General features: G+C 59.7%; 21 protein-coding genes and 1 pseudogene. 14 read left to right on the top strand and 8 right to left on the bottom strand.

The window, feature by feature from the left end; genetic code table 11:
* Window positions 1-282 precede the first annotated feature (282 nt).
* Both HU739_RS04745 and HU739_RS04740 read left to right on the top strand, forming a co-directional pair.
* Window positions 283-1113, top strand: coding sequence for an undecaprenyl-diphosphate phosphatase (locus HU739_RS04745; RefSeq protein ID WP_186552439.1), 831 nt, complete (start codon window positions 283-285; stop codon window positions 1111-1113).
* On the top strand, window positions 1110-1538 hold the full coding sequence (locus tag HU739_RS04740) for a DUF1294 domain-containing protein (RefSeq protein ID WP_186552440.1): 429 nt from the start codon (window positions 1110-1112) through the stop codon (window positions 1536-1538). The genes HU739_RS04745 and HU739_RS04740 overlap by 4 nt, the downstream gene beginning before the upstream one ends.
* Before the next feature lie 38 nt (window positions 1539-1576).
* On the opposite strand, the pseudogene HU739_RS04735 reads toward HU739_RS04740, so the two are convergent.
* From HU739_RS04735 to HU739_RS04720, 4 genes and pseudogenes are all read right to left on the bottom strand, one after another.
* Window positions 1577-1975, bottom strand: a pseudogene (locus HU739_RS04735) (transposase); the annotation flags it as partial.
* A 13-nt stretch (window positions 1976-1988) separates the two neighbouring features.
* Complete coding sequence (locus HU739_RS04730; RefSeq protein ID WP_217844294.1) at window positions 1989-2984, bottom strand: IS110 family RNA-guided transposase; 996 nt, start codon at window positions 2982-2984, stop codon at window positions 1989-1991.
* A gap of 366 nt (window positions 2985-3350) precedes the next feature.
* Complete coding sequence (locus HU739_RS04725) at window positions 3351-3710, bottom strand: MmcQ/YjbR family DNA-binding protein (protein ID WP_186548083.1); 360 nt, start codon at window positions 3708-3710, stop codon at window positions 3351-3353.
* Entirely contained in the window at window positions 3707-4615 is a 909-nt protein-coding gene (locus HU739_RS04720; RefSeq protein ID WP_186548086.1) for a LysR substrate-binding domain-containing protein, read from the bottom strand. The genes HU739_RS04725 and HU739_RS04720 overlap by 4 nt, the downstream gene beginning before the upstream one ends.
* 125 nt (window positions 4616-4740) lie before the next feature.
* On the opposite strand from HU739_RS04720, the gene HU739_RS04715 reads away from it, so the two are divergent.
* Entirely contained in the window at window positions 4741-5352 is a 612-nt protein-coding gene (locus tag HU739_RS04715) for an FMN-dependent NADH-azoreductase (RefSeq protein ID WP_186548088.1), read from the top strand.
* Between the two features lie 169 nt (window positions 5353-5521).
* Window positions 5522-6559 (top strand): alpha/beta hydrolase family protein, encoded by a 1038-nt coding sequence (locus tag HU739_RS04710; protein WP_186548090.1) that lies wholly within the window; start codon window positions 5522-5524, stop codon window positions 6557-6559.
* 129 nt (window positions 6560-6688) lie between these two features.
* On the opposite strand, the gene HU739_RS04705 is transcribed toward HU739_RS04710, so the two are convergent.
* The 3 genes from HU739_RS04705 to galE all read right to left on the bottom strand — a co-directional run bounded on the left by HU739_RS04705 (window position 6689) and on the right by galE (window position 11092).
* On the bottom strand, window positions 6689-7876 hold the full coding sequence (locus HU739_RS04705) for an MFS transporter (protein WP_186548092.1): 1188 nt from the start codon (window positions 7874-7876) through the stop codon (window positions 6689-6691).
* 284 nt (window positions 7877-8160) lie between these two features.
* The gene (locus tag HU739_RS04700; RefSeq protein ID WP_016774693.1) at window positions 8161-9747 is read right to left on the bottom strand and encodes an ABC-F family ATPase; all 1587 of its coding nucleotides are present in this window, start codon (window positions 9745-9747) and stop codon (window positions 8161-8163) included.
* A gap of 319 nt (window positions 9748-10066) precedes the next feature.
* The gene (gene galE, locus HU739_RS04695) at window positions 10067-11092 is read right to left on the bottom strand and encodes a UDP-glucose 4-epimerase GalE (protein WP_186548094.1); all 1026 of its coding nucleotides are present in this window, start codon (window positions 11090-11092) and stop codon (window positions 10067-10069) included.
* Between the two features lie 317 nt (window positions 11093-11409).
* Here galE and HU739_RS04690 point away from each other — a divergent pair, with 317 nt between their 5' ends.
* The 10 genes from HU739_RS04690 (at window position 11410) to lpxO (ending at window position 22097) form a co-directional block, all read left to right on the top strand.
* The gene (locus tag HU739_RS04690; protein ID WP_186548096.1) at window positions 11410-12579 is read left to right on the top strand and encodes a glycosyltransferase family 1 protein; all 1170 of its coding nucleotides are present in this window, start codon (window positions 11410-11412) and stop codon (window positions 12577-12579) included.
* Window positions 12567-13757 (top strand): UDP-galactopyranose mutase, encoded by a 1191-nt coding sequence (gene glf / locus HU739_RS04685; protein ID WP_186548098.1) that lies wholly within the window; start codon window positions 12567-12569, stop codon window positions 13755-13757. Before HU739_RS04690 ends, glf begins: the two co-directional genes overlap by 13 nt.
* Window positions 13757-14959 carry a glycoside hydrolase family 1 protein gene (locus HU739_RS04680; RefSeq protein WP_186548100.1) on the top strand — a complete coding sequence of 401 codons (1203 nt, stop codon included), beginning with the start codon at window positions 13757-13759 and terminating at the stop codon, window positions 14957-14959. Before glf ends, HU739_RS04680 begins: the two co-directional genes overlap by 1 nt.
* Window positions 14956-16716 carry an ABC transporter ATP-binding protein gene (locus HU739_RS04675; RefSeq protein ID WP_186548102.1) on the top strand — a complete coding sequence of 587 codons (1761 nt, stop codon included), beginning with the start codon at window positions 14956-14958 and terminating at the stop codon, window positions 16714-16716. Before HU739_RS04680 ends, HU739_RS04675 begins: the two co-directional genes overlap by 4 nt.
* 262 nt (window positions 16717-16978) lie before the next feature.
* On the top strand, window positions 16979-18154 hold the full coding sequence (locus HU739_RS04670; RefSeq protein ID WP_186548105.1) for a hypothetical protein: 1176 nt from the start codon (window positions 16979-16981) through the stop codon (window positions 18152-18154).
* Window positions 18151-18876 (top strand): DUF892 family protein, encoded by a 726-nt coding sequence (locus HU739_RS04665; RefSeq protein WP_186548107.1) that lies wholly within the window; start codon window positions 18151-18153, stop codon window positions 18874-18876. The genes HU739_RS04670 and HU739_RS04665 overlap by 4 nt, the downstream gene beginning before the upstream one ends.
* A gap of 67 nt (window positions 18877-18943) precedes the next feature.
* The gene (locus tag HU739_RS04660; protein ID WP_186548109.1) at window positions 18944-19252 is read left to right on the top strand and encodes a hypothetical protein; all 309 of its coding nucleotides are present in this window, start codon (window positions 18944-18946) and stop codon (window positions 19250-19252) included.
* A gap of 36 nt (window positions 19253-19288) precedes the next feature.
* Window positions 19289-19714 (top strand): HPF/RaiA family ribosome-associated protein, encoded by a 426-nt coding sequence (locus tag HU739_RS04655; RefSeq protein ID WP_186548111.1) that lies wholly within the window; start codon window positions 19289-19291, stop codon window positions 19712-19714.
* A gap of 11 nt (window positions 19715-19725) precedes the next feature.
* Window positions 19726-20901: a baeRF3 domain-containing protein gene (locus HU739_RS04650; RefSeq protein WP_186548113.1), complete on the top strand. Its 1176-nt coding sequence runs from the start codon at window positions 19726-19728 to the stop codon at window positions 20899-20901.
* Window positions 20902-21197: 296 nt separating this feature from the next.
* Window positions 21198-22097 (top strand): lipid A hydroxylase LpxO, encoded by a 900-nt coding sequence (gene lpxO / locus HU739_RS04645; RefSeq protein WP_186548115.1) that lies wholly within the window; start codon window positions 21198-21200, stop codon window positions 22095-22097.
* Between the two features lie 126 nt (window positions 22098-22223).
* On the opposite strand, the gene ku is transcribed toward lpxO, so the two are convergent.
* Entirely contained in the window at window positions 22224-23090 is an 867-nt protein-coding gene (gene ku, locus HU739_RS04640) for a non-homologous end joining protein Ku (protein ID WP_186548117.1), read from the bottom strand.
* Between the last annotated feature and the right edge of the window lie 161 nt (window positions 23091-23251).

Genomic DNA, 23251 nt, shown 5'->3' with positions numbered 1-23251 from the left:
GTTCTTGTAATAAACAACCGCGAGCATCCAATCAGCTTTTGCCGATCAGGCATACGCGACCCAAGTCGTATAACGCCGCAGCGCTATTAAGGCTTGTCTGTTAGGATTTCGGCCCCGCGCGTGAAAACCTGAATGCAAATTGATATTTCACGGAATTTTTACCGTTTCGTGTGGATCCTGTGCGCGCGGAATCGGTACAGCTTTTTCAAGCTACGCTGAACGCAGTGAACGTAAAAAAATACTATCGGGGCATGCCGGCGTGCATCGCTCTCTGGGGGATTGATGGATCTTTGGACCGCCTTGCAGGCATTGATACTGGGAGTTGTAGAAGGGCTGACGGAGTTTTTGCCCATTTCGAGTACCGGACACCAGATCATCGTCGCTGACTTGCTGAACTTCGGCGGCGAACGGGCCATGGCCTTCAACATCATTATTCAGCTCGGCGCGATTCTCGCGGTGGTCTGGGAGTTTCGCCGCAAGATTTTCGATGTGGTGGTAGGGCTGCCGACTCAGCCGGGCGCTCGGCGTTTCACCGCCAACCTGCTGATCGCCTTTTTGCCGGCGGTGGTGCTGGGTGTGATTTTCGCCGACCTGATCCACGAATACCTGTTCAACCCGATTACAGTGGCGGCGGCGCTGGTCGTCGGTGGGGTCATCATGCTGTGGGCGGAGAAGCGTCAGCATGAGGTGCATGCCGAAACGGTCGACGAGATCACCTGGCAGGACGCACTGAAAGTCGGTTTTGCCCAATGCCTGGCAATGATTCCCGGCACTTCGCGCTCCGGCTCGACGATCATCGGCGGGCTGCTGTTCGGCCTGTCGCGCAAGACCGCGACCGAGTTCTCGTTCTTCCTCGCGATGCCCACCATGGTCGGCGCGGCGGTGTATTCCGGCTACAAATATCGCGAGTTGTTCGTGCCGGCGGACTTTCCGGTGTTTGCCATAGGTTTCGTCACCGCGTTCATCTTCGCGATGATCGCCGTGCGTGGCCTGCTCAAGTTCATCGCCAACCACAGCTATGCGGCGTTTGCCTGGTACCGGATCGTGTTCGGCCTGGTGATACTCGCCACTTGGCAGTTCGGCTGGGTGGACTGGACGGCGGTCAAGCCATGAGCGATTCCCGTGGGCGTCGCCCTGAGGGCCGACCTTCCAGTGGCAACATTCAGCACCTGAAACTCAAACTGCTGGTGTTGCTGGGGGTTTGTGCCTTGCCGTTGTTCGGCTCAGTGTCGATGTGGCTGCGGGGGATTTCCCTGCTGCCCCTCGCGGCGTACGGGATCGTCAGCGTGCTGGCGTTTTTCCTGTACTGGGCCGACAAACGCAAGGCGCGCGCCGACGCCTGGCGCACCCCGGAAAACATCCTGCATGCGGTGGAACTGGCCGGCGGCTGGCCCGGCGCACTGATCGCACAGCAGGTATTTCGGCACAAGACGCGCAAGGTGTCGTTTCAGATTCTGTTCTGGGTGATTGTGCTGCTGCATCAGGTGTTCTGGATTGACCAGTTATTCCTCGGTTCCAGCCTGTTGACCCTGTTCTGATTAAGCATACAAAGCCCCTGTAGATACTCTGTTTACGGTCAAGCTTTTTGGAGGTGTTTACCGCTAAAAAGCTTGGTCGTATCGAAGTCTTCGCCAGCCTGCATGCAGGCCCAGAGTCCGGTCAGATATTTGCGCATGACTGCGACGATAGCCTGCATCTTTCTCTTTCCTCGAGCCACTAACGCTTCGTAAAACGCTTTCACGTTCGGGTCGCAACGTATGGCGGTCAGCGCAGGCATGTACATTGCTGAGCGCAAATAGGCATTGCCGCCCTTACTTATCCGGCCGGGCTTATCAATGCTGGTTCCTGATTGCGTAAGCCGGACATCGAGCCCCGCGTGGCGGCTGACCTGCGCTGACTTGAGCGTCACCGGTAAAGTAGTCAGCTCAGCCAGCGCCGCAAATACAGAAATCTCACCCATTCCCGGGGCGGCGATACTCTGTTTACGGTCAAGCTTTTTGGAGGTGTTTACCGCTAAAAAGCTTGGTCGTATCGAAGTCTTCGCCAGCCTGCATGCAGGCCCAGAGTCCGGTCAGATATTTGCGCATGACTGCGACGATAGCCTGCATCTTTCTCTTTCCTCGAGCCACTAACGCTTCGTAAAACGCTTTCACGTTCGGGTCGCAACGTATGGCGGTCAGCGCAGGCATGTACATTGCTGAGCGCAAATAGGCATTGCCGCCCTTACTTATCCGGCCGGGCTTATCAATGCTGGTTCCTGATTGCGTAAGCCGGACATCGAGCCCCGCGTGGCGGCTGACCTGCGCTGACTTGAGCGTCACCGGTAAAGTAGTCAGCTCAGCCAGCGCCGCAAATACAGAAATCTCACCCATTCCCGGGGCGGCGATCATGTGCCCGAACTGGGCGCTCAAGGTTGGGCAGTTGTCGATCAATGCCCGACCCGCAAGTCGGAAACGCTCGATTCTTTTGTCAAAGGCCTTGATGGCTTCCTCTTCGTCTTCAATCAGCATCAGAAGAGTTGTTTGAGTGGCTTTGAGCGCATGCAGCTCGTTCTTGGCGCGGGTGCGATGACACGTCAAACGATTGATGTGTCGGCCAATAGCGCGCAGCTCAAGCTGTATTGAAGTGGGCGGCGTCCACAACCTTGGGCTCATTCGTTCGCCGTATTCAGCTAATAACTGGGCATCGATCGCGTCCGTTTTGCTGTTTTTCAGCATCAGCTTTGCAAAGTTGTGAAAACTCTTCGGATTGATAACCGAGACTGGCAAACCCGCCGCAGCGAGCTCCATGGCCAAGTCCAGGTAGTAGATGCCGGTGGCTTCCATCACCACTGATAGAGGCTTGAGTTCAAGCAACTTGCTGACAGCGGCCTTACGACCCGCCGGCGTCTGCTCGATATTGCACTGACCTGCAAAACGGCCGCCATTGCGCCAGCCCATCGCTGTAGTGCGAGATCCCACATCCAAACCGACGTGCATGTTCATGCTTTCAACTCCAAGAGAACTGGGTTAAAAATGCTTCCTGGTTCCCCTGACCTCGAACTTCATGCCACTGCAACCTTGTAATGCGAAGTCCGACTTGTCGGCTTCTCGATACTCTTCGTGGTGGGCAATGAGGCGGGGGGACCTCTCTACAGACAAGGTCAGGAGCAAGTCCTGCCTTCAGGAGTGATCGGTCTCCCCCAGAAACACATCTTCGTATGTCGCACCAGCGAGCTTAGATCTCATTTCATGCTGGTGTGTGGGCAACATACAAGGAGTGAGCCTGCTCGCGATAGCGTAGTGTCAGTCGACATCGCTTCAGCAGATAAACCGCTATCGCGAGCAGGCTCACTCCTACAGGGGACCGTGTTACAGCAATAGGCCGATGCGGGTCTTCTTCGGCAACTTGCTCACCACCAGCTGATGCGAGCGCTGCAACAAGCCCTGCAATTCCTCGGCGCCCAGCGGGTAGGGCGGGTGCATGATGATCCACTGCGCCCGCGCCAGATACGGCGCCGGGTGAATGCCCGGGCGGTCGCAATGGCCGAGGAAGAGATCCTTGTCGACCTTGAATGCCAACGAATCCCCGCGCAATCCCTGCAAGGCAAACATCTTGTTGCCGGCAATCGAAAAGACGCGCACGCCGCCCCACTTGTAATCTTCCCGCGCACCCGGCAAAGCCAGACAAAATGCCGCGACGTCGGCTTCGCTCATTTTTCCCTTGCTCATAACAACCGCTCCCCACAGGCATTGAACGACTCGACCAAGTGGTCGATCCAGGCGCGGACCGCCGGCATCACCCCGCGTCGATGCGGGTACACCGCCTGCAACCAGCCACCGGGCAACGACCAGTCCGGCAGCATCTGCACCAACGTGCCGTTATGCAGTTCGGTTTCGCAATACATCATCGGCAGCAGGGTAAAGCCCTGGCCAGCGAGGACGCAGGCCTTGCGCACGACAAAGTCATCAATTCCCAGACGGGCTTCCATGTTCAGCTCGAAACTGTGGCCCTGCTCATCGAGCAAGCGCACATGCACCATGCGATCTGCCTCCAGAGCGCCCAGCACGGGCAGGTGCTTCAGGTCCTGCGGATGAATGATCGTGCGGCCCTGTAAAAAAGCCGGACTGGCCACCACGACCATTTGCGCCTGACGCAGGCGCCGTGTGACCAGCAACGGGTCCTCGTCGCCGTGTTCGCGCACGCGCAACGCGACATCAAAGCCTTCGCCCACCAGATCGACCCGCCGATTGAGCAGGACGACTTCCAGTTGAACCTGAGGAAACTTGTCGAGGAAATCGCTGATGACCGCCGGCAACATCTCGTGGGCCAGACCGGTGGGACAGGACACCCGCAAGCGCCCGCGCGGCTCGCTGGACATGCTCGCCACCGCCTCGTCGGCCATTTCCGCTTCGAGCAGCATTGCCTGACAGTGACGCAGATAGCGCTCGCCCACGGCGGTGAGGTTGAGCTGCCGGGTGGTGCGTTGCAGCAGGCGCGCACCGAGGCGTTCTTCCAGTTCGGCAATACGCCGCGACAATCGCGATTTGGGTATGCCCAGCAGGCGGCCCGCCGCGGCAAAGCCGCCGGCCTCGACGACTTTGGCGAAATAGTAGAGATCGTTGAGGTCTTGCATGGGACTTCCGCTGTTCTATCAGTGGGACGAACTATCGCATTGTTGGCGGCTAATCATCCATTGGTTTCTTGCGTAGGATTGTCTCCATTGCGCCGCCACCGGCGATTCATTCCAGGAGATTCCACATGAAACTGCTGCATATCGATTCGAGCATTCTGGGCGACAACTCGGCTTCCCGTCAGTTGAGCCGCGAAGTGGTCAAAGCCTGGCAGACCGCCCAGCCAAGCGCTGTGGTGACTTACCGCGATCTGGCCGCTGACGCCATCAGCCATTTCTCGTCGACCACCCTGGTCGCCGCCGGCACCAGCGCGGAACTGCGCGATGCGGCACAGCAGCATGAGGCGGAATTGAGCGCCAGCACCCTGGCCGAGTTCATCGCAGCCGACGCCGTGGTGATCGCCGCACCGATGTACAACTTCACCGTGCCGACCCAACTCAAGGCGTGGATCGACCGTGTCGCGGTTGCCGGCCAGACCTTCCGCTACACCGAAGCCGGCCCCGAAGGCCTGTGCGGTGGCAAGAAAGTGGTGATCGTGTCCACGTCTGGCGGCATCCATGCCGGTCAAGCCAGCGGCATCGCTCACGAAGAATACCTGAAGCTGGTGCTGGGCTTTCTCGGCATCACCGACATCGAAATCGTCCGCGCCGAAGGCCTGGCCTATGGCGAAGAAGTCCGCAACAACGCCATGAGCGCCGCTCAGGCCACCATCAGTGAGCAGTTGTTCGCCGTCGCGTAAGGCATGCGTAAAGGAACAGCCATTGTTCAGGCAAGTCGCCAAAAACTCTGTATTCTGGTTCCGCAAGGGCCGAATACGGAGTTTTTTGTTTCTGGCTGTTACATAATCTGGCCCAGGTTATGCAGTTCCAGTACATCCGGCGATTACGTCCAACAGGGTGGGGCATCCGATGATGCGTCTTTGTGCAGCGTTACTGATTTGCCTGCTCGGCAGCCTGAATTCAGTGCAGGCTGCGCCGGGGCAGCACCCTGTCTGGAGCGTTGGCTACCACGAAATGACCGTGCTCGATCCGCTGGATCTGCAACCGATGCGTGCCATTGCGTTTTATCCGTCCAGCGATCGCGAGCACTTGAGTCTGCTTGAGGGTTACTCGGTCGAGGCTGGTGAAGACAGCAAAGTCGCCATTGGCCGCTTTCCAATGCTGATGTTGTCTCACGGCAACACTGGCACACCGCTGGCGCTGCACGACCTCGCCACGTCACTGGCGCGCAAGGGCTTTGTGGTGGTGGCCGTGATTCACCCCGGTGACAACTCGCGTGACCACAGTCGACTTGGCACCTTGAGCAATCTCTACGGGCGTCCGATCCAGATTTCTGCGGCAATCACTGCGACCCTCGGTGATGCCATGCTTGCGCCCTACGTCAACGCTGATCAGGTCGGTGTGATCGGTTATTCAGCGGGCGGCGAGACGGCGCTGATCCTGTCGGGGGCGCAGCCGGACCTGGATCGCTTGCGGCGCTACTGCCAGGAGCGGCCGGATGACCATGACGCCTGCAACACCCAAGGCGAACTGATTGTCGACCGCGATGATTTGCAGCCGGTAGCCGACCCGCGCGTGCATGCGTTACTGCTGATGGCGCCGTTGAGCCTGAAGTTCGGCCGGCATACCCTGGCTGATGTGCATGTGCCGGTGCTGCTCTATAGCGGCGATGGCGACAAACTGGTCGCCTTCGACAAAAACGCCGCCGCGCTGGCGCGCAAACTGCCGACGGCGCCGGATTTCAAATTGCTCGCCGGTGCAGGGCACTTTGTCTTCATGGCGCCGTGCACCGCCGAGCAGATCCTCGCCATGCCGGCGCTGTGCACCGATGCCGATGGCGTTGACCGCCAGGACATCCACCGCAACCTGATCTCCGAAGCCGGACGGTTCTTCGCCCATGCGCTGGGCCAATCGAGCAGGGCGGGGATGCAAACGGCGGATCAATAATCTGATTGCCACCACCTATCCCCTGTAGGAGTGAGCCTGCTCGCGATAGCGTCGTGTCAGTCAGCACATTTATCAACTGACACACCGTTATCGCGAGCAGGCTCACTCCTACAATGGGGATCGTTGGTTTCAGGAGGTTGTGCGGCGCTTGAGCAGGAGGGTCAGGCCCAACCCGGCTACCGATAACAGCGCCGCGCTGAAGAAGATCCACGAATACCCCAGATTCAACGCCACCGCGCCCATCAACGGCCCGGCAATTGCCAGCGCCAGATCGAAGAACACCGCATAAGCGCCCAGTCCCGACCCACGACTGGAACTCGGCACTTGCTTGATTGCTTCAACGCCCAGCGCAGGATAAACCAGCGACAGGCCAAACCCCGCCAACCCCGCGCCAATCAGCGCATAAGCGGTGGAGGGCGCCAGCCACAGCATCACCAGTCCGACGGTTTCCACCGTCATGCAGACGATAGCCGAAGCAAACCCACCGAACCGGGCAATCGCCGAGATAAACAAAAGCCGCGACAGAATGAAACACGCGCCAAATACGGTCAGGCAGTAGGCCGCGCCGGTCCAGCCACGGTTGAGGTAATAAAGCGTAATGAACGTGGTCAGCGTGCCGTAGCCAATCGAGGCTAGCGTCAGGCTGAGGCCATACGGCGCAATCTTGCCGAACACAGTCCAGAACGACAGGCGCTCGCCACGAATCACCGGCACCGATGGCTTGTTGCGGATCAACCACAACGCCACCGCCGCCAACGCCGACAAGGCAATCCCCAGACTGACAAAACCGTATTCGGCGACCATCACCACGCCCAGCGGCGCGCCAATGGCAATTGCGCCGTAAGAGGCGATGCCGTTCCAGCCGATGGATTTGGCTGTGTGCTCGACACCGACCTGGCCCATGCACCAACTGATCGTGCCGACACCGATCAGACCTTGGGCGATGCCAAGCAGCAAGCGCCCTGCAATGAGAATCAACAGGCTGGTCAGGGGAAAACTTTGCAACAAGGTCGAGAGCAGCGTCAGCACGCCACTGAGCACGATCCCCCACAAGCCATAAATGATCGCCCGCTTGGTGCCGAGCGTGTCCGACATACGCCCGGCCATCGGCCGGCTGAGCAGGGTAGCGAGGTACTGCGAACCGATCACCAGCCCGGCGATGATCGCGCTGAAACCCAGTTGCTCATGCACATAGCCGGGCAACACCGCAATCGGCAAACCGATGCAGAGAAAAGCAATAAAGGTATAGAAAACGATGGAGACGATCTGCAGGGTGATCGCCAGAGAGCTTTGAGATGGCGGCTGCTGCACAGACATGGGAACTCGTTCGCGGGCGGCGGTGGGAGAGTTCTTGCCATGATGGCTTGGGTGCGGGACAAAAGAAAGCAGGCTAACTACTTCGCCTTAACGATGATCGTTCCCACGCTCTGCGTGGTAACGCCTCCAAGGACGCTCTGCGTCCGCTGTTGGGACGCGGAGCGTCCCGGGCTGCATTCCCACGCGGAGCATGGGAACGATCAACAACGCGGAATACAAAAAAGCCCTGTCACATGGACAGGGCTTTTCACTTGCAGCTTGCAGCTTGAAACTAAAAGCTGCCCTTAAAACACGACGCCCTGGCTACGCAGGTAATCATCGTAGGTGCCGCTGAAGTCGGTCACGCCGTTCGGGCTCAGCTCGATGATGCGCGTGGCCAGGGACGATACGAACTCACGGTCGTGGCTGACGAAGATCAGCGTGCCCGGATAGTTTTCCAGCGCCAGGTTCAGCGCCTCGATCGATTCCATGTCCAAGTGGTTGGTCGGTTCGTCCATGATCAGCACGTTCGGCTTTTGCAGGATCAGCTTGCCGAACAGCATGCGACCTTGCTCACCCCCGGAAATGACTTTGACCGACTTGAGGATCTCGTCGTTGGAAAACAGCATGCGGCCCAGCGTGCCACGAATCATCTGCTCGCCCTGGGTCCACTGACCCATCCAGTCGAACAGCGTCACGTCGTCTTCGAAGTCGTGGGCGTGGTCCTGAGCGTAGTAGCCCAGTTCCGCGGCATCGGTCCATTTCACGCTACCGGCATCCGGGGTCAGTTCGTTGACCAGGGTGCGCAGCAGGGTGGTTTTGCCGATACCGTTCGGGCCGATGATCGCGACGCGCTCGCCGGCTTCAACCTGGAAGCTGAAGTCCTTGAACAGCGGCTTGCCATCGAAACCCTTGGCCATTTTTTCGACCATGACTGCCTGACGGTGCAGCTTCTTGTTCTGCTCGAAACGAATGAACGGGCTGACGCGGCTGGAAGGCTTGACCTCGGCCAGCTGGATCTTGTCGATTGCCTTGGCGCGAGAGGTGGCTTGCTTGGCTTTCGAGGCGTTGGCCGAGAAGCGGCTGACGAACGATTGCAGTTCGGAAATCTGCGCTTTCTTCTTGGCGTTGTCCGACAGCAATTGCTCGCGGGACTGAGTCGCCACGGTCATGTATTCGTCGTAGTTGCCCGGGAACAGACGCAGTTCGCCGTAATCCAGGTCAGCCATGTGCGTGCACACGCTGTTCAGGAAGTGACGGTCGTGGGATATGATGATCATCAGGCTGTTACGCTGGGTCAGGATGTTTTCCAGCCAGCGAATGGTGTTGATGTCCAGGTGGTTGGTCGGTTCGTCGAGCAACAGCACTTCCGGATCGGAGAACAGTGCCTGCGCCAGCAGCACACGCAGTTTCCAGCCTGGCGAGACTTCGCTCATCGGGCCGAAATGCTGTTCCAGTGGAATGCCCAGACCCAGCAACAGTTCGCCGGCGCGGGATTCGGCGGTGTAGCCGTCCATCTCGGCGAATTCGGTTTCCAGCTCGGCGACGGCCATGCCGTCTTCTTCGGACATTTCCGCCAGCGAGTAGATGCGATCGCGCTCGGCCTTGACCTTCCACAGCTCTTCGTGACCCATGATCACGGTGTCGATCACGGTGAATTCTTCGTAAGCGAACTGGTCCTGGCGCAGCTTGCCCAGACGCACGTTCGGCTCGAGCATGACCTGGCCGCCGGACGGATCGAGATCGCCGCCGAGGATTTTCATGAAGGTCGACTTGCCGCAACCGTTGGCGCCGATCAGGCCGTAGCGATTGCCCGCGCCGAATTTGACCGAAACGTTTTCGAAGAGCGGCTTGGCGCCGAACTGCATCGTGATGTTAGCTGTGGAGATCAATTACCTTACCTATCAATGGTTTAGAGCTGGTCATATGTGCCTGATACCGACTTGATACCAATCTGGAGCTTTTCCGGCTCCGCCCAGTCTGAGCTTGAGTTGAGCCAACGCGCATGCGCCGCCAGCAACCTTTGGCCGTGGTGGCCAGGCTGCTGAGCGATGCATGCGGGGATCATGTTGGACATTGCGCGCATTGTCGCATAATCAAGAAGGCAGTTGTATGGCGACGCGACAAGCCATCGCCCGCCACCAGCGATGGCAGGCAGCGGGCGGTCTTGCGCGGGCGGGCGGTGCGACCCGCCTCAGGGCAACGCGGGTTTCAATTGGCCTGTTGAACCCACTCCGTTTGCAGCTGGTTGCATTGCCAGCGCCACGCGTCGGCGAGCATTGTTTCCAGCGAGTGGCGCGCGCGCCAGGCCAATTCATCGGCGGCTTTTTGCGGGTCTGCCCAGCAGCAGGTCACATCGCCCGGCCGGCGCGCCTTGAACGCCAGCGGAATCGGCACGCCACTCACTCGTTCAAAGGCGCTGACCAGTTCCAGAACGGAATAGCCGCGTCCCGTTCCGAGATTCCAGATATTCACCCCGCTGCGTTGACCCAACGCCTCAAGGGCGCAGGTGTGTCCCTGCGCCAGATCTACGATATGGATGTAATCGCGCACGCCGGTACCGTCCGGCGTTGCGTAGTCCGTACCGAACACAGACAAAGCCTCGCGTTGGCCACTCGCGACCTGCAGCAGATAAGGCAGCAGATTATTCGGCTGGTTGAGTGGCGCCTCGCCCAGAAGACCTGAGGGATGCGCGCCGATCGGATTGAAGTAACGCAGCAGGCCAATGGACCAGCGCGGATCGGAGCTGGCGACACTTTTCATGATGTTCTCCGCCATCAGTTTCGACATCCCGTAGGGATTGGTCGGTTGCCCGGTGGCACATGATTCGTTGATCGGCATCGTCGTGCAGTCGCCATACACCGTTGCCGATGAACTGAACACCAGCGTGAACACACCGGCCTGCGCCATCGCCTGGCACAGGGTCAGGCTGCCGCCGACGTTGTTGTCGTAGTAGCGCAACGGCTCATGCACGCTTTCACCGACAGCCTTGAGTCCGGCGCAATGCACCACCGCATCGACCGGGTAATCGCGCAGCAGCGTATCGAGCAAGTGCCGGTTTCGCACATCGCCCTGAACGAATCCGGGCCGCCTGCCGGCCAGCGTACTGATGCGGTCGATGGCTGAACGTTGGCTGTTGCACAAGTTGTCCAGAATCAGCACGTCCTCGTCTTTGTTCATCAGCTCCAGTGCGACGTGCGCACCGATGTATCCCGCACCGCCCGTTATCAAGATCATGCGTCCGCCCTCAATCACGATGATTTTTTCGCTGGCTGTTTCGTTGATTTGCCGCCGTCGCAGCGGCAGCAGCAACGTTGCCTGTTGAAGGGTAGGGGGCACTTTCAGTGCGGAGTTCAAACCGGTTGGCCAGCCGGTATGTGCAGTTCATCGGCTTCGATCACGGATCTTTTGAACGCCTTGTGAACGCCGTGTTTCCAAGCTTCAAGAGCCGTACGGACTCATCGAGAGATGCCGGACACCCGTTGTTTCACAGGTGTTACGGCCCGATGGCTCGACCTTGAGCCGTCTTTCCTTCTCTTGATAAGGGCCTTGCTATGAACCTTGCCGAACAACCTGAACAGTCGCCGATTCTCACTGCACAAAATGTTGTCGAACTGTCGCCACAGCTTCGACCCACACTGGTGTGCCTGTCTCACTTGCGCTGGGGTTTTGTCTTCCAGCGACCGCAGCACGTGATGTCGCGTCTGGCGAAAAACTACGACGTGATCTTCTTTGAAGAACCGGTGATTTCGCCTGGCGATACGCCCTGGCTGGACACCTCCACCCCGGCAGAAGGAATCCAGGTGGTGGTCCCGCACATGCCCGAGGGCTTAAGTCCTGAAGCCGTCGTGCAGGCGCAGCGCAGTTTGCTTGACCAGTTGCTGGCCGGACGCGCGCAGGGCGAGCTTCTGCTCTGGTATTTCACGCCGATGAGCCTGGCTTTTACCGATCACCTGGACGCACAGGTCACGGTCTACGACTGCATGGATGAGCTGTCTGCGTTCAAGGGCGCACCGGCGCAACTGATCGACATGGAACGGCTATTGATGGGCAGGGCGGACGTCGTGTTCACCGGTGGTGTCAGTTTGTGGGAGGTCAAGCAACGCCAGCATGGCAACGCTTACCCGGTGCCCAGCAGTGTCGACATCGCGCACTTTGCGGTAGCGCGCCAGGCCTTGTCGGAACCTTCGGATCAGGCGCCGATCGCGCGGCCACGCCTGGGTTTTTTTGGCGTCATTGACGAGCGTTTCGATATTGAGTTGATCGAGCAAGTGGCACAGCGGCGCGCCGACTGGCAAATCGTGCTGGTCGGGCCGGTCGTCAAGATCGACCCGCAGACGCTGCCACGACGGCCGAACATTCATTACCTGGGCGCGAAGCAATATGCCGAGCTGCCGGCGTATCTCAGCGGTTGGGACGTGGCGCTGATGCCGTTCGCGCTCAACGCTTCCACGCGTTTTATCAGCCCGACCAAAACCCCGGAATATCTGGCCGGTGGGTGCCCGGTGGTGTCGACGCCGATCCACGACGTCATCAGCGGCTACGGGCAAAGCGGCGCCGTGTTCATCGCGGGCACGGCCGAGGCGTTCATCGAAGCCATTGAACGCGCGTTGGGGCTCAAAGGCACCGACGAATTTCTGCAAAAAGCCAATGCGGCCATTGAAGGCATGTCTTGGGACAACACCTGCCGTTTCATGAAGGAGCAGATCGAATGCCTCAGATAACCCTAGAAGCCGCCCGATCCGGCCCATCCCGCCAGGGCGCAGACAGTGCCTATGACTACCTTATCGTTGGTGCCGGGTTTGCCGGCAGTGTCATCGCCGAACGGCTGGCCGAAGGTCTCGGTCGCCAGGTGTTGCTGATCGATCGTCGCAATCACATCGCTGGCAACGCCTACGACCACTACGATGCGGCAGGCCTGCTGGTGCACCGTTACGGTCCGCACATCTTCCATACCAACGCCCAGCGCATCGTCGATTACCTGTCGCGTTTCACCCAGTGGCGCCCCTACGAACACCGGGTGCTGGCCAAGGTTGACGGTCAGTTGCTGCCGATCCCGATCAATCTGGCGACCCTCAACGCGCTCTACGGTTTGTCGATGACGTCGGCACAGGCCGAACAGTTTCTGGCCGAGCGCGCGGAACCGGTGGCGACGATTCGCACGTCCGAAGACGTGGTGGTCAACCAGATCGGTCGCGAACTGTATGAAAAATTCTTTCGCGGCTATACCCGCAAGCAGTGGGGGCTCGATCCTTCGGCGCTGGACAAGTCGGTCACCTCGCGGGTGCCGACTCGCACCAATGAAGACGATCGTTATTTCACCGACACGTTCCAGATCATGCCCCGGGACGGTTACACGCGGATGTTCGAGCGGATGATCGATCACCCGCGAATCGATCTGCTGTTGAGCACCGACTTCAAGCAAGTGCGCCATGCCGTGAAGTTCAGGCACGTTATCTATTGCGGGCCGATCGATGAATATTTCGATTTTCAGTTGGGTCGCTTGCCCTATCGTTCGTTGCGCTTCGAACACCAGACGCTGGAGCAGGAACGCTATCAACCGGTGGCGGTGGTCAATTTTCCCGACCCCGAGGTGCCGTACACGCGCATCACCGAGTACAAACATCTGACCGGGCAGACTCATCCGCGTACCAGCATCAGTTACGAATTTCCCTGTGACGACGGCGATCCCTATTACCCCGTGCCACGGCCTGAAAATGCCGAGTTGTACAAACGCTATCGGGCGCTCGCGGAGCAAACGCCGAACGTGACGTTTCTCGGTCGCCTGGGCACCTACAAGTACTACAACATGGATCAGGTCGTCGGGCAGGCGCTCGCGCTGTACCGCGATATCGAAGCGCAGAGCGCAGCGTTGCCGGCCGAAGCGGGGCTGGACGCCTGATGACGGCACAGTCGAAGGGTGACGGACGCGAACCCGCCGAGCGTGTGCATCGCACGCTCTTCGACAGCTTCGTGATGGCCGGCTACGAGTGTTCCAGTCATCGGCGCCGGGATGGCCAGCGTCTGGACTTGCTCTGCAGCACAGGCCATGCGCAATGGGTGGACAGGGATTATCGGCATCTGAGCGATTTGAATATCCGTTGCGCGCGGGACGGACTGCGCTGGCACTTGATCGAGCGCAGTCCGGGTCGCTACGACTGGAGCAGTTTTCTGCCGATGCTCAAAGCGGCGCAAGGCCGGCAATTGCAAGTGGTCTGGGACCTCTGCCATTACGGCTACCCGGATCACTTGGATATCTGGCAGCCGTCCTTCGTCGAGCACTTCGCCCGGTTCGCCGGGGCCGTGGCGCGATTGATGATCGACGAGGGTATCAGCGTGCCGTTTTTCTCGCCGATCAACGAAATATCGTTCTGGAGTTGGGCGGGGGGCGACGTCGGTTATTTCAACCCCGGCGCCCAGGGACGCGGGCAGGAACTCAAGCATCAGTTGGTGCGGGCAAGCATCGCCGCGATCGAAGCGATTCGAGCGCACGCGCCTGATGCGCGGTTCGTGCAATGCGACCCACTGATCAACGTCATCTCGGCTTCGCGGCGCAGCGAGGACAGGGAACACGCCGAGCGCTACCGGCTGGCACAGTTCGAAGCCTGGGATTTGCTCACCGGGCGCCAATGGCCCGGACTGGGCGGACAAGAGCATTACCTGGACATCATCGGCGCGAACTTTTACCCGCATAACCAATGGTACTTCGAGGGGGCTCGGATCCAGCGCGGTGAGCCGGATTACCGCCCGCTGGCCGGCATGCTCAAAGAGCTCCATCAACGTTACCAGCGACCGTTACTGATTTCAGAAACCGGGGCGGAGGATCTCGAACGCGTGCCCTGGCTGCGTTATGTCGTCGATCAAGTGCGGTTGGCGCTCGAGCGTGGGGTGCCGGTGCAAGGCATTTGTTGGTATCCGTTTCTCGATTATCCGGGTTGGGATGATGACCGTTATTGCCCCACCGGCGTCTTCGGTTACCCCGATGGCGAAGGTGAGCGCGCAGGTTTTCATCCGTTGTGCGTCGAGCTTGCCCAAGTTGGCGCACAGATCAACGCATGCACGCACGGCATTGATGGCAAGCAACGGGAGCGTTGGCAGCGATGAACTTTCAGCACTTGCGTGACGCGCCACTGCCGGCCACCGCCAGCGCATTTTTATGGCGTTACGTCAGGGTGCGTCCGTTCCATTTCAGCGCCATGTTGTCGCTGGTGATTGGCGCTGCGTGTTGTGCGGTGGCGGTGCAGTACGGCATGAAAATGCTCGTCGATGCGATGGCCGGAGACGCGCAGACCGAGCAAGTGTGGCGCGCGTTCAGCCTGTTCATCGCGTTGATCGTTGTCGAGAATGTACTGTGGCGCCTGGGCGGCTGGGTGGGTTGTCACACCGTGGTCGGCAGTTGCGCGGATTTGCGCGTGGATCTTTTTCATCACCTGACCGGCCACCCGATGCGCTATTTCAAACGGCACTTCAGCGGGTCGCTGGCCAACCGGGTGGCCGCGGCGGGCGGTGCCGCCGATGTTGTCTACGGCGGCTTGGCGTGGCGCATCGTCCCGCCGTGTGTGGACTTTCTCGGTGCGGTGGTGGTGTTGTTTGCGGTCCGCGATTCCATGGCGCTAGCCTTGATCGTCTGCGTGTTGCTGGTGGCAGCATTGCTCACGGTGGTCGGCGTGCGCGGTCGGAATCGCCACATCGCTTTTGCCTCGCAGTCGGCGCGCGTCGGTGGCGAGATCGTCGACCTGGTGTCCAACGTCTGGACCATCAAGGCGTTCTCCGGCCGTGAACGCGAACGCCAGCGCCTGGAGCGCGAGATAGGCGTGGAGGCCCGCGCGCATCGGCGCAGCTGGATTTACCTGGAAAAGGCGCGGGTGCTGCACGATATCTGCCTGTCGATCATGGCCGGTGCAATGCTGGGGTGGGCGATCCTGTTGTGGCGCCAGGGTGAAGTCACCGCGGGCGATGTGGTGATGGTCAGCGCGCTGACGTTCCGCATTCTGCACGGCTCGCGCGACCTTGCGCTGGCACTGGTCGACACCAGCCAGCAAATGGGCGTGATCGCCGAGACGCTCGGGATCATCGCTCAACCGCACGAGCTGCGCGATACGCCGCACGAGCTGGCACCGACGCGCGGCAGCATCAAATTGCTCGACGTCAGCTATGCCTACCCGGACGGCTGTCAGGTGTTCAAGCATTTCTTCCTCGACATTGCGCCCGGGCAAAGCGTTGGCATTGCCGGCACCTCCGGCTCGGGAAAGTCGACCTTGCTCAGCTTGTTGCAACGACTGGATGACGTGCAAAGCGGCGTCATCCTTATCGATGACCGCGACATCCGTTCGGTCAGCCAGGACAGCTTGCGTCGACAGATCGCCGTCGTGCCGCAAGAGCCGGCCCTGTTCAATCGCAGCATTCTGGAAAACATCGGCTACGGCCAGCCTCACGCCACGGAGCAGCAGATTATCGATGCCGCGCGGCAGGCGTTCTGCGATGAGTTCGTGCAGGCCTTGCCCAACGGCTATCACACGTTGGTCGGTGAGCGTGGGGTGACGCTTTCCGGCGGTCAGCGTCAGCGCCTGGGGCTGGCCCGGGCCTTTCTCAAGGACGCGCCGATTCTGATTCTCGACGAGGCGACGTCGGCGCTGGACTCGGATTCCGAAGCGATTATCCAGCGTGCCCTCACCAATCTGATGCGTGGCAGAACGGTGCTCGCGGTGGCGCACCGGCTCTCGACCATTGCCAGCTTCGATCGGGTGCTCGTCCTGGAGCGAGGCGAGATTGTGCAAGACGGCCCGCCTGATGAACTGCGCCTTCGCCAAGGTCGCTTTCGCACGCTCTGGCAGATGCAGGCGATGTTGCAGGAGCGCTGAGGGTTGTGCTGGTTTTGCCAGCTTCGCTGCGCTCGACGGCGGTCGGGGCGCTTCACCGCTCATCGGGTTTCAGCACAATAAAACCGATGTTTTTCCTCGATTTTCTGGTCATCTCCTTGAGACCGCAAACCTTTGCATACGGCCGTTTCGCTGCGAAACGCCATCCGTCGAGACAGCGGAATGGGCGGATCGCGGACGCAGTCGACTTTGAACAGCGGGCCTCGACAGCCATTGCGTGTTGACTGATGAAGGAGAGCAACTGATGACCAAAATTGACAATTTGCTGGACAACAAGGGCACCCCGTTGGACAAGCAGACGTTTACCTGGCGCGAACTGGCCGGCAAGCCGATCAGCAAGCTGGATGACGATGCGTTCACCCGCGTGCGGGTGATCCTGATGAATGGGGTAGAGTCCGACGCCCTGCGACTCAAGCATTTCGGGGCGCGATTTCACAAGGAACTGCAATTGCCGCTCGCGCAGATTCGCCGCGCGGAGCAGCATCAGATGACCTCGATCAACTGGCTGCTCTCGGCCGACCATTCGCCACTTGAAACCACAGTGGCCTATGAGCAAGTGGCGATAGAGGTCACGGCGGCGGTCGCACAAAACGAGCCCGATCCGTATCAGGCGCAGACTTACCGGTTTGGCCTGCTCGAAGACTTCGATCACTTGTATCGCTACGCGGCCATGCTCGACCGGCTCGAAGGCAAGGATGCCAATAACATCCTGCAAGGCTACACGGACCTGGTGCCCGGTCGGCCGACCAGCGAGCACCATCGCGCACCCGGCGACGACTTGCGCGATAACTACGAAAAAGACAGCGCCGCGCTGATCACCAAAATCCATGCCGCGCTGATCACCGGCGCCGAATACCAGACCCACGATTACTACATGAACATCGGCCCGCTGTTTGCCGATCCGGTGGCGCGTGCGCTGTACGCCGAGATCGCCTCCGTCGAAGAGCAACACGTCACCCAGTACGGGTCGTTGCAGGACCCCGCCGAGACGTTCATGGAAAAGTGGTTGGTCCACGAAGCGATGGAGGTCTACACCTACGCCAGTTGCGCCGAGCAGGAGGAAAACCCGCGGTTGAAAGCGATGTGGGAACGTTTTGTCGACTACGAACTGGGGCACCTGAACCTGGCGTGTGAACTGTTCAAAAAGTACGAACGACGCGATCCCGCCGAAGTGCTCGCCGGGCCACTGCCGCGCATGATCGAGTTCAAGAGTCAGCGCGATTTCGTGCGTGAAACCTTGTCGCGCGAGGTTGACCTGCGGGCGCATGGCATCGACTACGTGCCCAAGGAACGCGAAGCACGGCCCTCCCTTGATTACCGCGCTCAGCTCAACAGCGAAGGCGTGCCCGCCAATATCGTCTCGGCCGGTTACACCTTTAAACCCGGTACGGAACTCAACGAAGTGGGAGAACAGCAATGAGCGAACCTCAAGTAACCCTCGGCACCAATCGCACCGGCGTTCAAACCTCGCCAGAAGGCACGGCTCGTCAACTGGAGGCGACCCGGATGTTTCCGGCCGATGTGCCGGGCGACATGAGCGACTACACCGCTGAACGTGAACGCGCGATTCGCGAGGCTGACCTGATCGGTTCGGTGCCGCCGCCGGCAACCACCAAAGGCATGGTCAAGACCGCGATAGACAAAACCATCGGCAAGGCCCCGGAAGTGCTGATCGACAAACTCGGCGAGCGGCTGGCGTTCGAGCGCACCGGCGTGCGCCTGTATGAAGCCATGGTCGCCAAGGCCACGTCGGCACCCGGCGCCGATCCAGCGCTGGTCGACACGCTACGGCAGATTCAGGCCGAGGAGCTGGAGCACATGAACATCGTGCGTGAAGCCATCGAAACTCTCGGCGGCGACCCCACTGCGATGACGCCGTGCGCGGACGTGGCCGGCGTCAAAGCGATGGGCGTGCTGCAAGTGTTGACCGATCCGCGCACCACCGTGTCGCAGTCGATGAGTGCGATCCTGACCATTGAACTGGAGGACAACGCGGCTTGGGAATTGCTCATCGAACTGGCGCAGAAGGGCGGTCATCCGCTGATTGCCAAACGCTTCAAGCACGCACTGGACCAGGAAGAAACACACCTGGCCACGGTTCGCCAGATCATTCGCAAAGACCTGCTCGACCAAGTGAGCTGAGCCGTGTGCAACGCGTGGTTTCACATCGAGCGTGATGTGAAACCACCGACTCGAGAAGGACACCGCCGTGAGTGAAACCGATCTTGAAATGGAACTGAAAGCGTGGCGCCTGTTGCTGGAAGACGACGCCTATCGCCTGGATTTTCCGGAGGATTATCACCGCACGCTGATTTCGCGGGCCGACGAATTGCTGCTGCACGAGTGGATCACTCGCGACGACTGGCAATTGCTGAAAAACGCGGCGGACGACGCCTATGCATTCACCGTGCAAAGCCTTGCGCGCGAACAGCGCGATTGCCTGAAGACCTCGTCGCTACGGTTGCCTAAAGGTCCCGCAGGATCCGGCATAGCCTCAGAGGAGAATGACGATGACTGACGAAAACACGGACCCCAGCACGCGGAGTATTTCACCATGCAAGTACAAGTAGACAGTAACCATATCGAAGGCAGCGCCGAACTGCAGGAGTGGGTGGGTAGCCTGGTGGTCGATGAGCTGGACCGCTACTCATCGTTTTTGACCCGGCTGGAAATTCACGTTGGCGATGTCAATGCGCAGAAAGCCGGAGCGCAGGACAAGCGCTGCCAGATCGAGGCCCATCCCAAGGGGCACACCTCGCTTTCAGCCACCCATCACGCCGAAAGTCTCGAGCTGGCCGTCGCCGGCGCGGCGAAGAAAATCAGCCATGCCCTTGAGCATCTCGTGGGGCGCTTGTCGCCGCGCGTCGAATCCACCGGACGCCTGACGGCACCGCCGGTGCGGGAAGATTCGCCAGCGGAAATCGACGCCCTGCTCGAGGACGAGTTCCTCGCCAAACAAGCTGATCTGGAGAAAGAGTAAGGAGTGTTGTCATGGCCCGGATTCAACCGTTTACCCACGAGACGCTGGGCACGCTGCTGGCGCTCAGTGGTCGTCTCAACCTCAGCCTGTTTATGCCGGCTCATCGAACCTTTCCGGAGCGCACGCAAGACCCGATCCGCTTCAAGAACCTGATCAGGCAACTGGAAGGTCTGCTTGAGGAACACAATCCCGAGGCAGACAAGGATCGTCTGCTCGCGCCGTTTCATGAGCTGCTGGACGATCAGGCGTTCTGGAACACCTGCCCGGCGTCCATTGCAGTGTTCGCTGGCGATGAGCATTTCATTGTTCTGGGGCTGCAGCAGGCGGTGCGGGAAATTGTCATTGTCAACAGCCACCCGTATCTCAAACCGTTGCTGCGGCTGGTGCCGGTGACTGATCGCTGCCAGGTGCTCTGCCTGTCCCGTGACAGCGTGCGGATGTACCAAGGCACGGCGCAGCAAATGGAGGAGGTCGAGCTGCCTGAGGCGGTTCCCACCCGCCAGGTCGACGCGCTTGGCGACGAGCTGACGCCGCGCGATCAACAGGGCCACCCCGACGGTTTCAGCGGTGGCGGCGAGCGCGGTGACCCGATGATGCATGAGTCAGGCGGCGGCGGTAAGCAAGACGAAATCAACATCGACCGCGAGCGCTTCTTCCGCGCTGTCGACAAGGCGATTACCGAACACTGCTCGCGCCAGTGCTGCCTGCCGCTGGTGCTGGTCGCTCTGGCGGAAAACCAGGCGGTTTTTCGTGCCGTAAGCCACAACCCGTTTCTGTTGCCTGACGGCATCGAACGTGATCCGGCGACGTTGCAGCCGGCGCAGCTCGCCGCGGCTTGCGCAACCTTGTTGCGCCAGCGCCACGACGATGCACTGGACAAAGCGCTCGATCGCTTTGGCGTGGCGCGCGGTCAAGGGGCGGTAGGGCGCGACTTGCCGGACATTGCCAAAGCAGCGGCGGAGGGCAGGGTGGCTTTGTTGCTGGTTGAGGCCGAACGTGAGATTGCCGGCAGCCTGGCGGCCAATGCAATCAATCGCGACGCGTCGCCCGGCGCAAAAATTCATTCGGAGGACATACTTGATGAGCTGATCCTGGCGGTGATTCGCCAGGGTGGCGACGTGGTGGTTGTACCGCCCGAGCGCTCGATGCCGACCGAGACGGGCGCAGCCGCCGTTTACCGTTATTGATCACTCGGGCCGAACGCCGTCGCAAGGATTTCAATCCTTGCGACGGCATGGTCGGTTCTTTTCAACGAGAAATGACGAGCCACGGCCGGCGCGTGTTCGCAAGCGCCGCACAGTTTTTCACAGATGAAGGTTCACTATCGGTTACAAAGTGTGGCTAAAATGCCACCTTTTCACCGAGCGTCCGGTTACGGCGCGGGCCAGGGACGTGCCATGTGTATTCAGACCGCTGCATAAGACGCTGGGCCTCAGGCCGCCGGGGCGCGCAGTTTGTTCACTTCTGACGTGTGACGATTTCCGTGAAACTCATCATTGCTGCTATCTATGTCATTTCCATTGCCTACGTTCATTTGCGTGGACGTGTCCGCCACAAGCTGGGACGGCAACTGAGTGACCACTCGACGTTTCTCGCGCCGATCAACTGCTTCCTTTATCTGTTCTCGAAGATCCCCAACAAGCCTTATCTGGATCCGGCGGATTTCCCCGATCTGCGCCCACTGCAGGCGCACTGGGAAGAGATTCGCGCCGAAGGCCAGAACCTGTTGCGCGCTGGCGAAATCAAGCGCTCGAACCAGTACGACGATGTCGGTTTCAACTCGTTTTTCAAGACTGGCTGGAAACGTTTCTACCTGAAGTGGTACGGCGACAGCCATCCTTCGGCGATGAAACTCTGCCCGCGCACCACTGAACTGGTGCAGGGCATCGGTTCGATCAAAGCGGCGATGTTTGCCGAACTGCCACCAGGCTCGAAACTGGTGCGCCACCGCGACCCTTATGCAGGTTCCTACCGCTATCACCTGGGCCTGGACACGCCGAACGACGCCGGTTGCTACATCAATGTCGACGGTGAGAATTACCACTGGCGCGATGGCGAAGCGGTGATGTTCGATGAGACGTTTATCCATTACGCGGAAAACACCACCGACAAAAACCGCATCATTCTGTTCTGCGACATCGAGCGCCCGATGAAGTATCGCTGGGCGGCGGCATTCAACGGCTGGTTCAGCCGCACAGTCATGTCAGCGGCGGGTGCGCCGAACGATGCCGGCGACAAGACTGGCGGCATCAACCGCTTGTTCACCAAAATCTACAAGATTCGTTTGCGTGGCAAAGAGTTGAAGAAACGTAATCGCACGCGGTATTACCTGGAGAAATGGGCGATTTTCGCTGGGTTGCTGGCGATCTTCATTCTGATCTGATTCCTTGATTGGCCTTGCTGGCCCCTTCGCGAGCAAGCATTGGATTTGGTTGTATGCCATTTCAGCGTTCACTCAAAACCCTGTGGGAGCGAGCCTGCTCGCGAAGTGGCCATTCGCTTCAAAGCATTAACCACCTGACGCCTTCCTGGTCTTCTTCGCCGGCGCCGCCTTAGCGCTTGATTTGGTCTTCGGCTTCGCCGCCGTTTTCCCTCCCAGGCTGCGTTTAAGCAGCTCGGTCAGATCGATAACATCGGCTGTCTTGCGCTCTTCCTGGCCAGCCTCTGTCTCGACGTCCTCGATCTTGCCTTCGTGGGCCTTCTTCTCGACCAGGGCCATGATCTTGTCTTCGAATTCATCCTTGTAGTCTTCGGGACTCCAGTCGCCGCTCATGTCTTCCACCAGCCGTTTGGCCATGTCCAGCTCGCCCTTGGCCAACTGCGGCTTGGTCACTTCGCTGCCCAATGCCAGCTCATCGAGGCTGCGCACTTCCTGCGGCCAGCGCAACTTCACCAGCACCAGCGCCGACTCCAGCGGCATCAATGCCGCGAGGTATTGCCGTGTATGCAGCACCACGCGGGCGAGGGCGACCTTGTTGGTCTTGCTCAGCGTCTCTCGCAGCAAGGCATAGACCTTGCCACCGCGCTTGTCGGGGGCCAGGTAGTAGGGCGTGTCGATGTTTTGCAGGGGAATCTGCTCGGCGTCGACGAAGGAAAAGATGTCGATGGTCTGCGTTGACACCGGATGCGCCGAGCGGATTTCCTCTTCGCTGAGTACCACATAACGGCCCTTTTCGTAGGCGACACCCTTGACGATGTTTTCCTTGGTCACTTCCTTGCCGGTGACCTTGTTGATGCGCTTGTAGCCGACCGGGTCCATGCTGCGGCTGTCGAGCCAATCGAAGTCCACGCCTTGCGAGGATGTCGCTGAAACCAGCGCAACAGGGATGTGTACCAGTCCGAAGCTGATTGCGCCTTTCCAGATTGCCCGAGCCATGGTCAGTTCTCCGAGTGATGATCGGATGACCTGTGGGCGTTACGGAAAGTTTCCCCGGAATGCAGGGTTGGCCGTCACTTGGTCAAGTCGTGTTACATGTTGTTTAAGGCTGACGGGTTAACAAATCCGAACCCTGAGCGTAGCGTGGGCTCGAAGGCTCT

It is taken from the genome of Pseudomonas hamedanensis (assembly GCF_014268595.2).
Taxonomy (GTDB): domain Bacteria; phylum Pseudomonadota; class Gammaproteobacteria; order Pseudomonadales; family Pseudomonadaceae; genus Aquipseudomonas; species Aquipseudomonas hamedanensis.
This window is presented reverse-complemented; position numbering and strand designations above follow the sequence as displayed.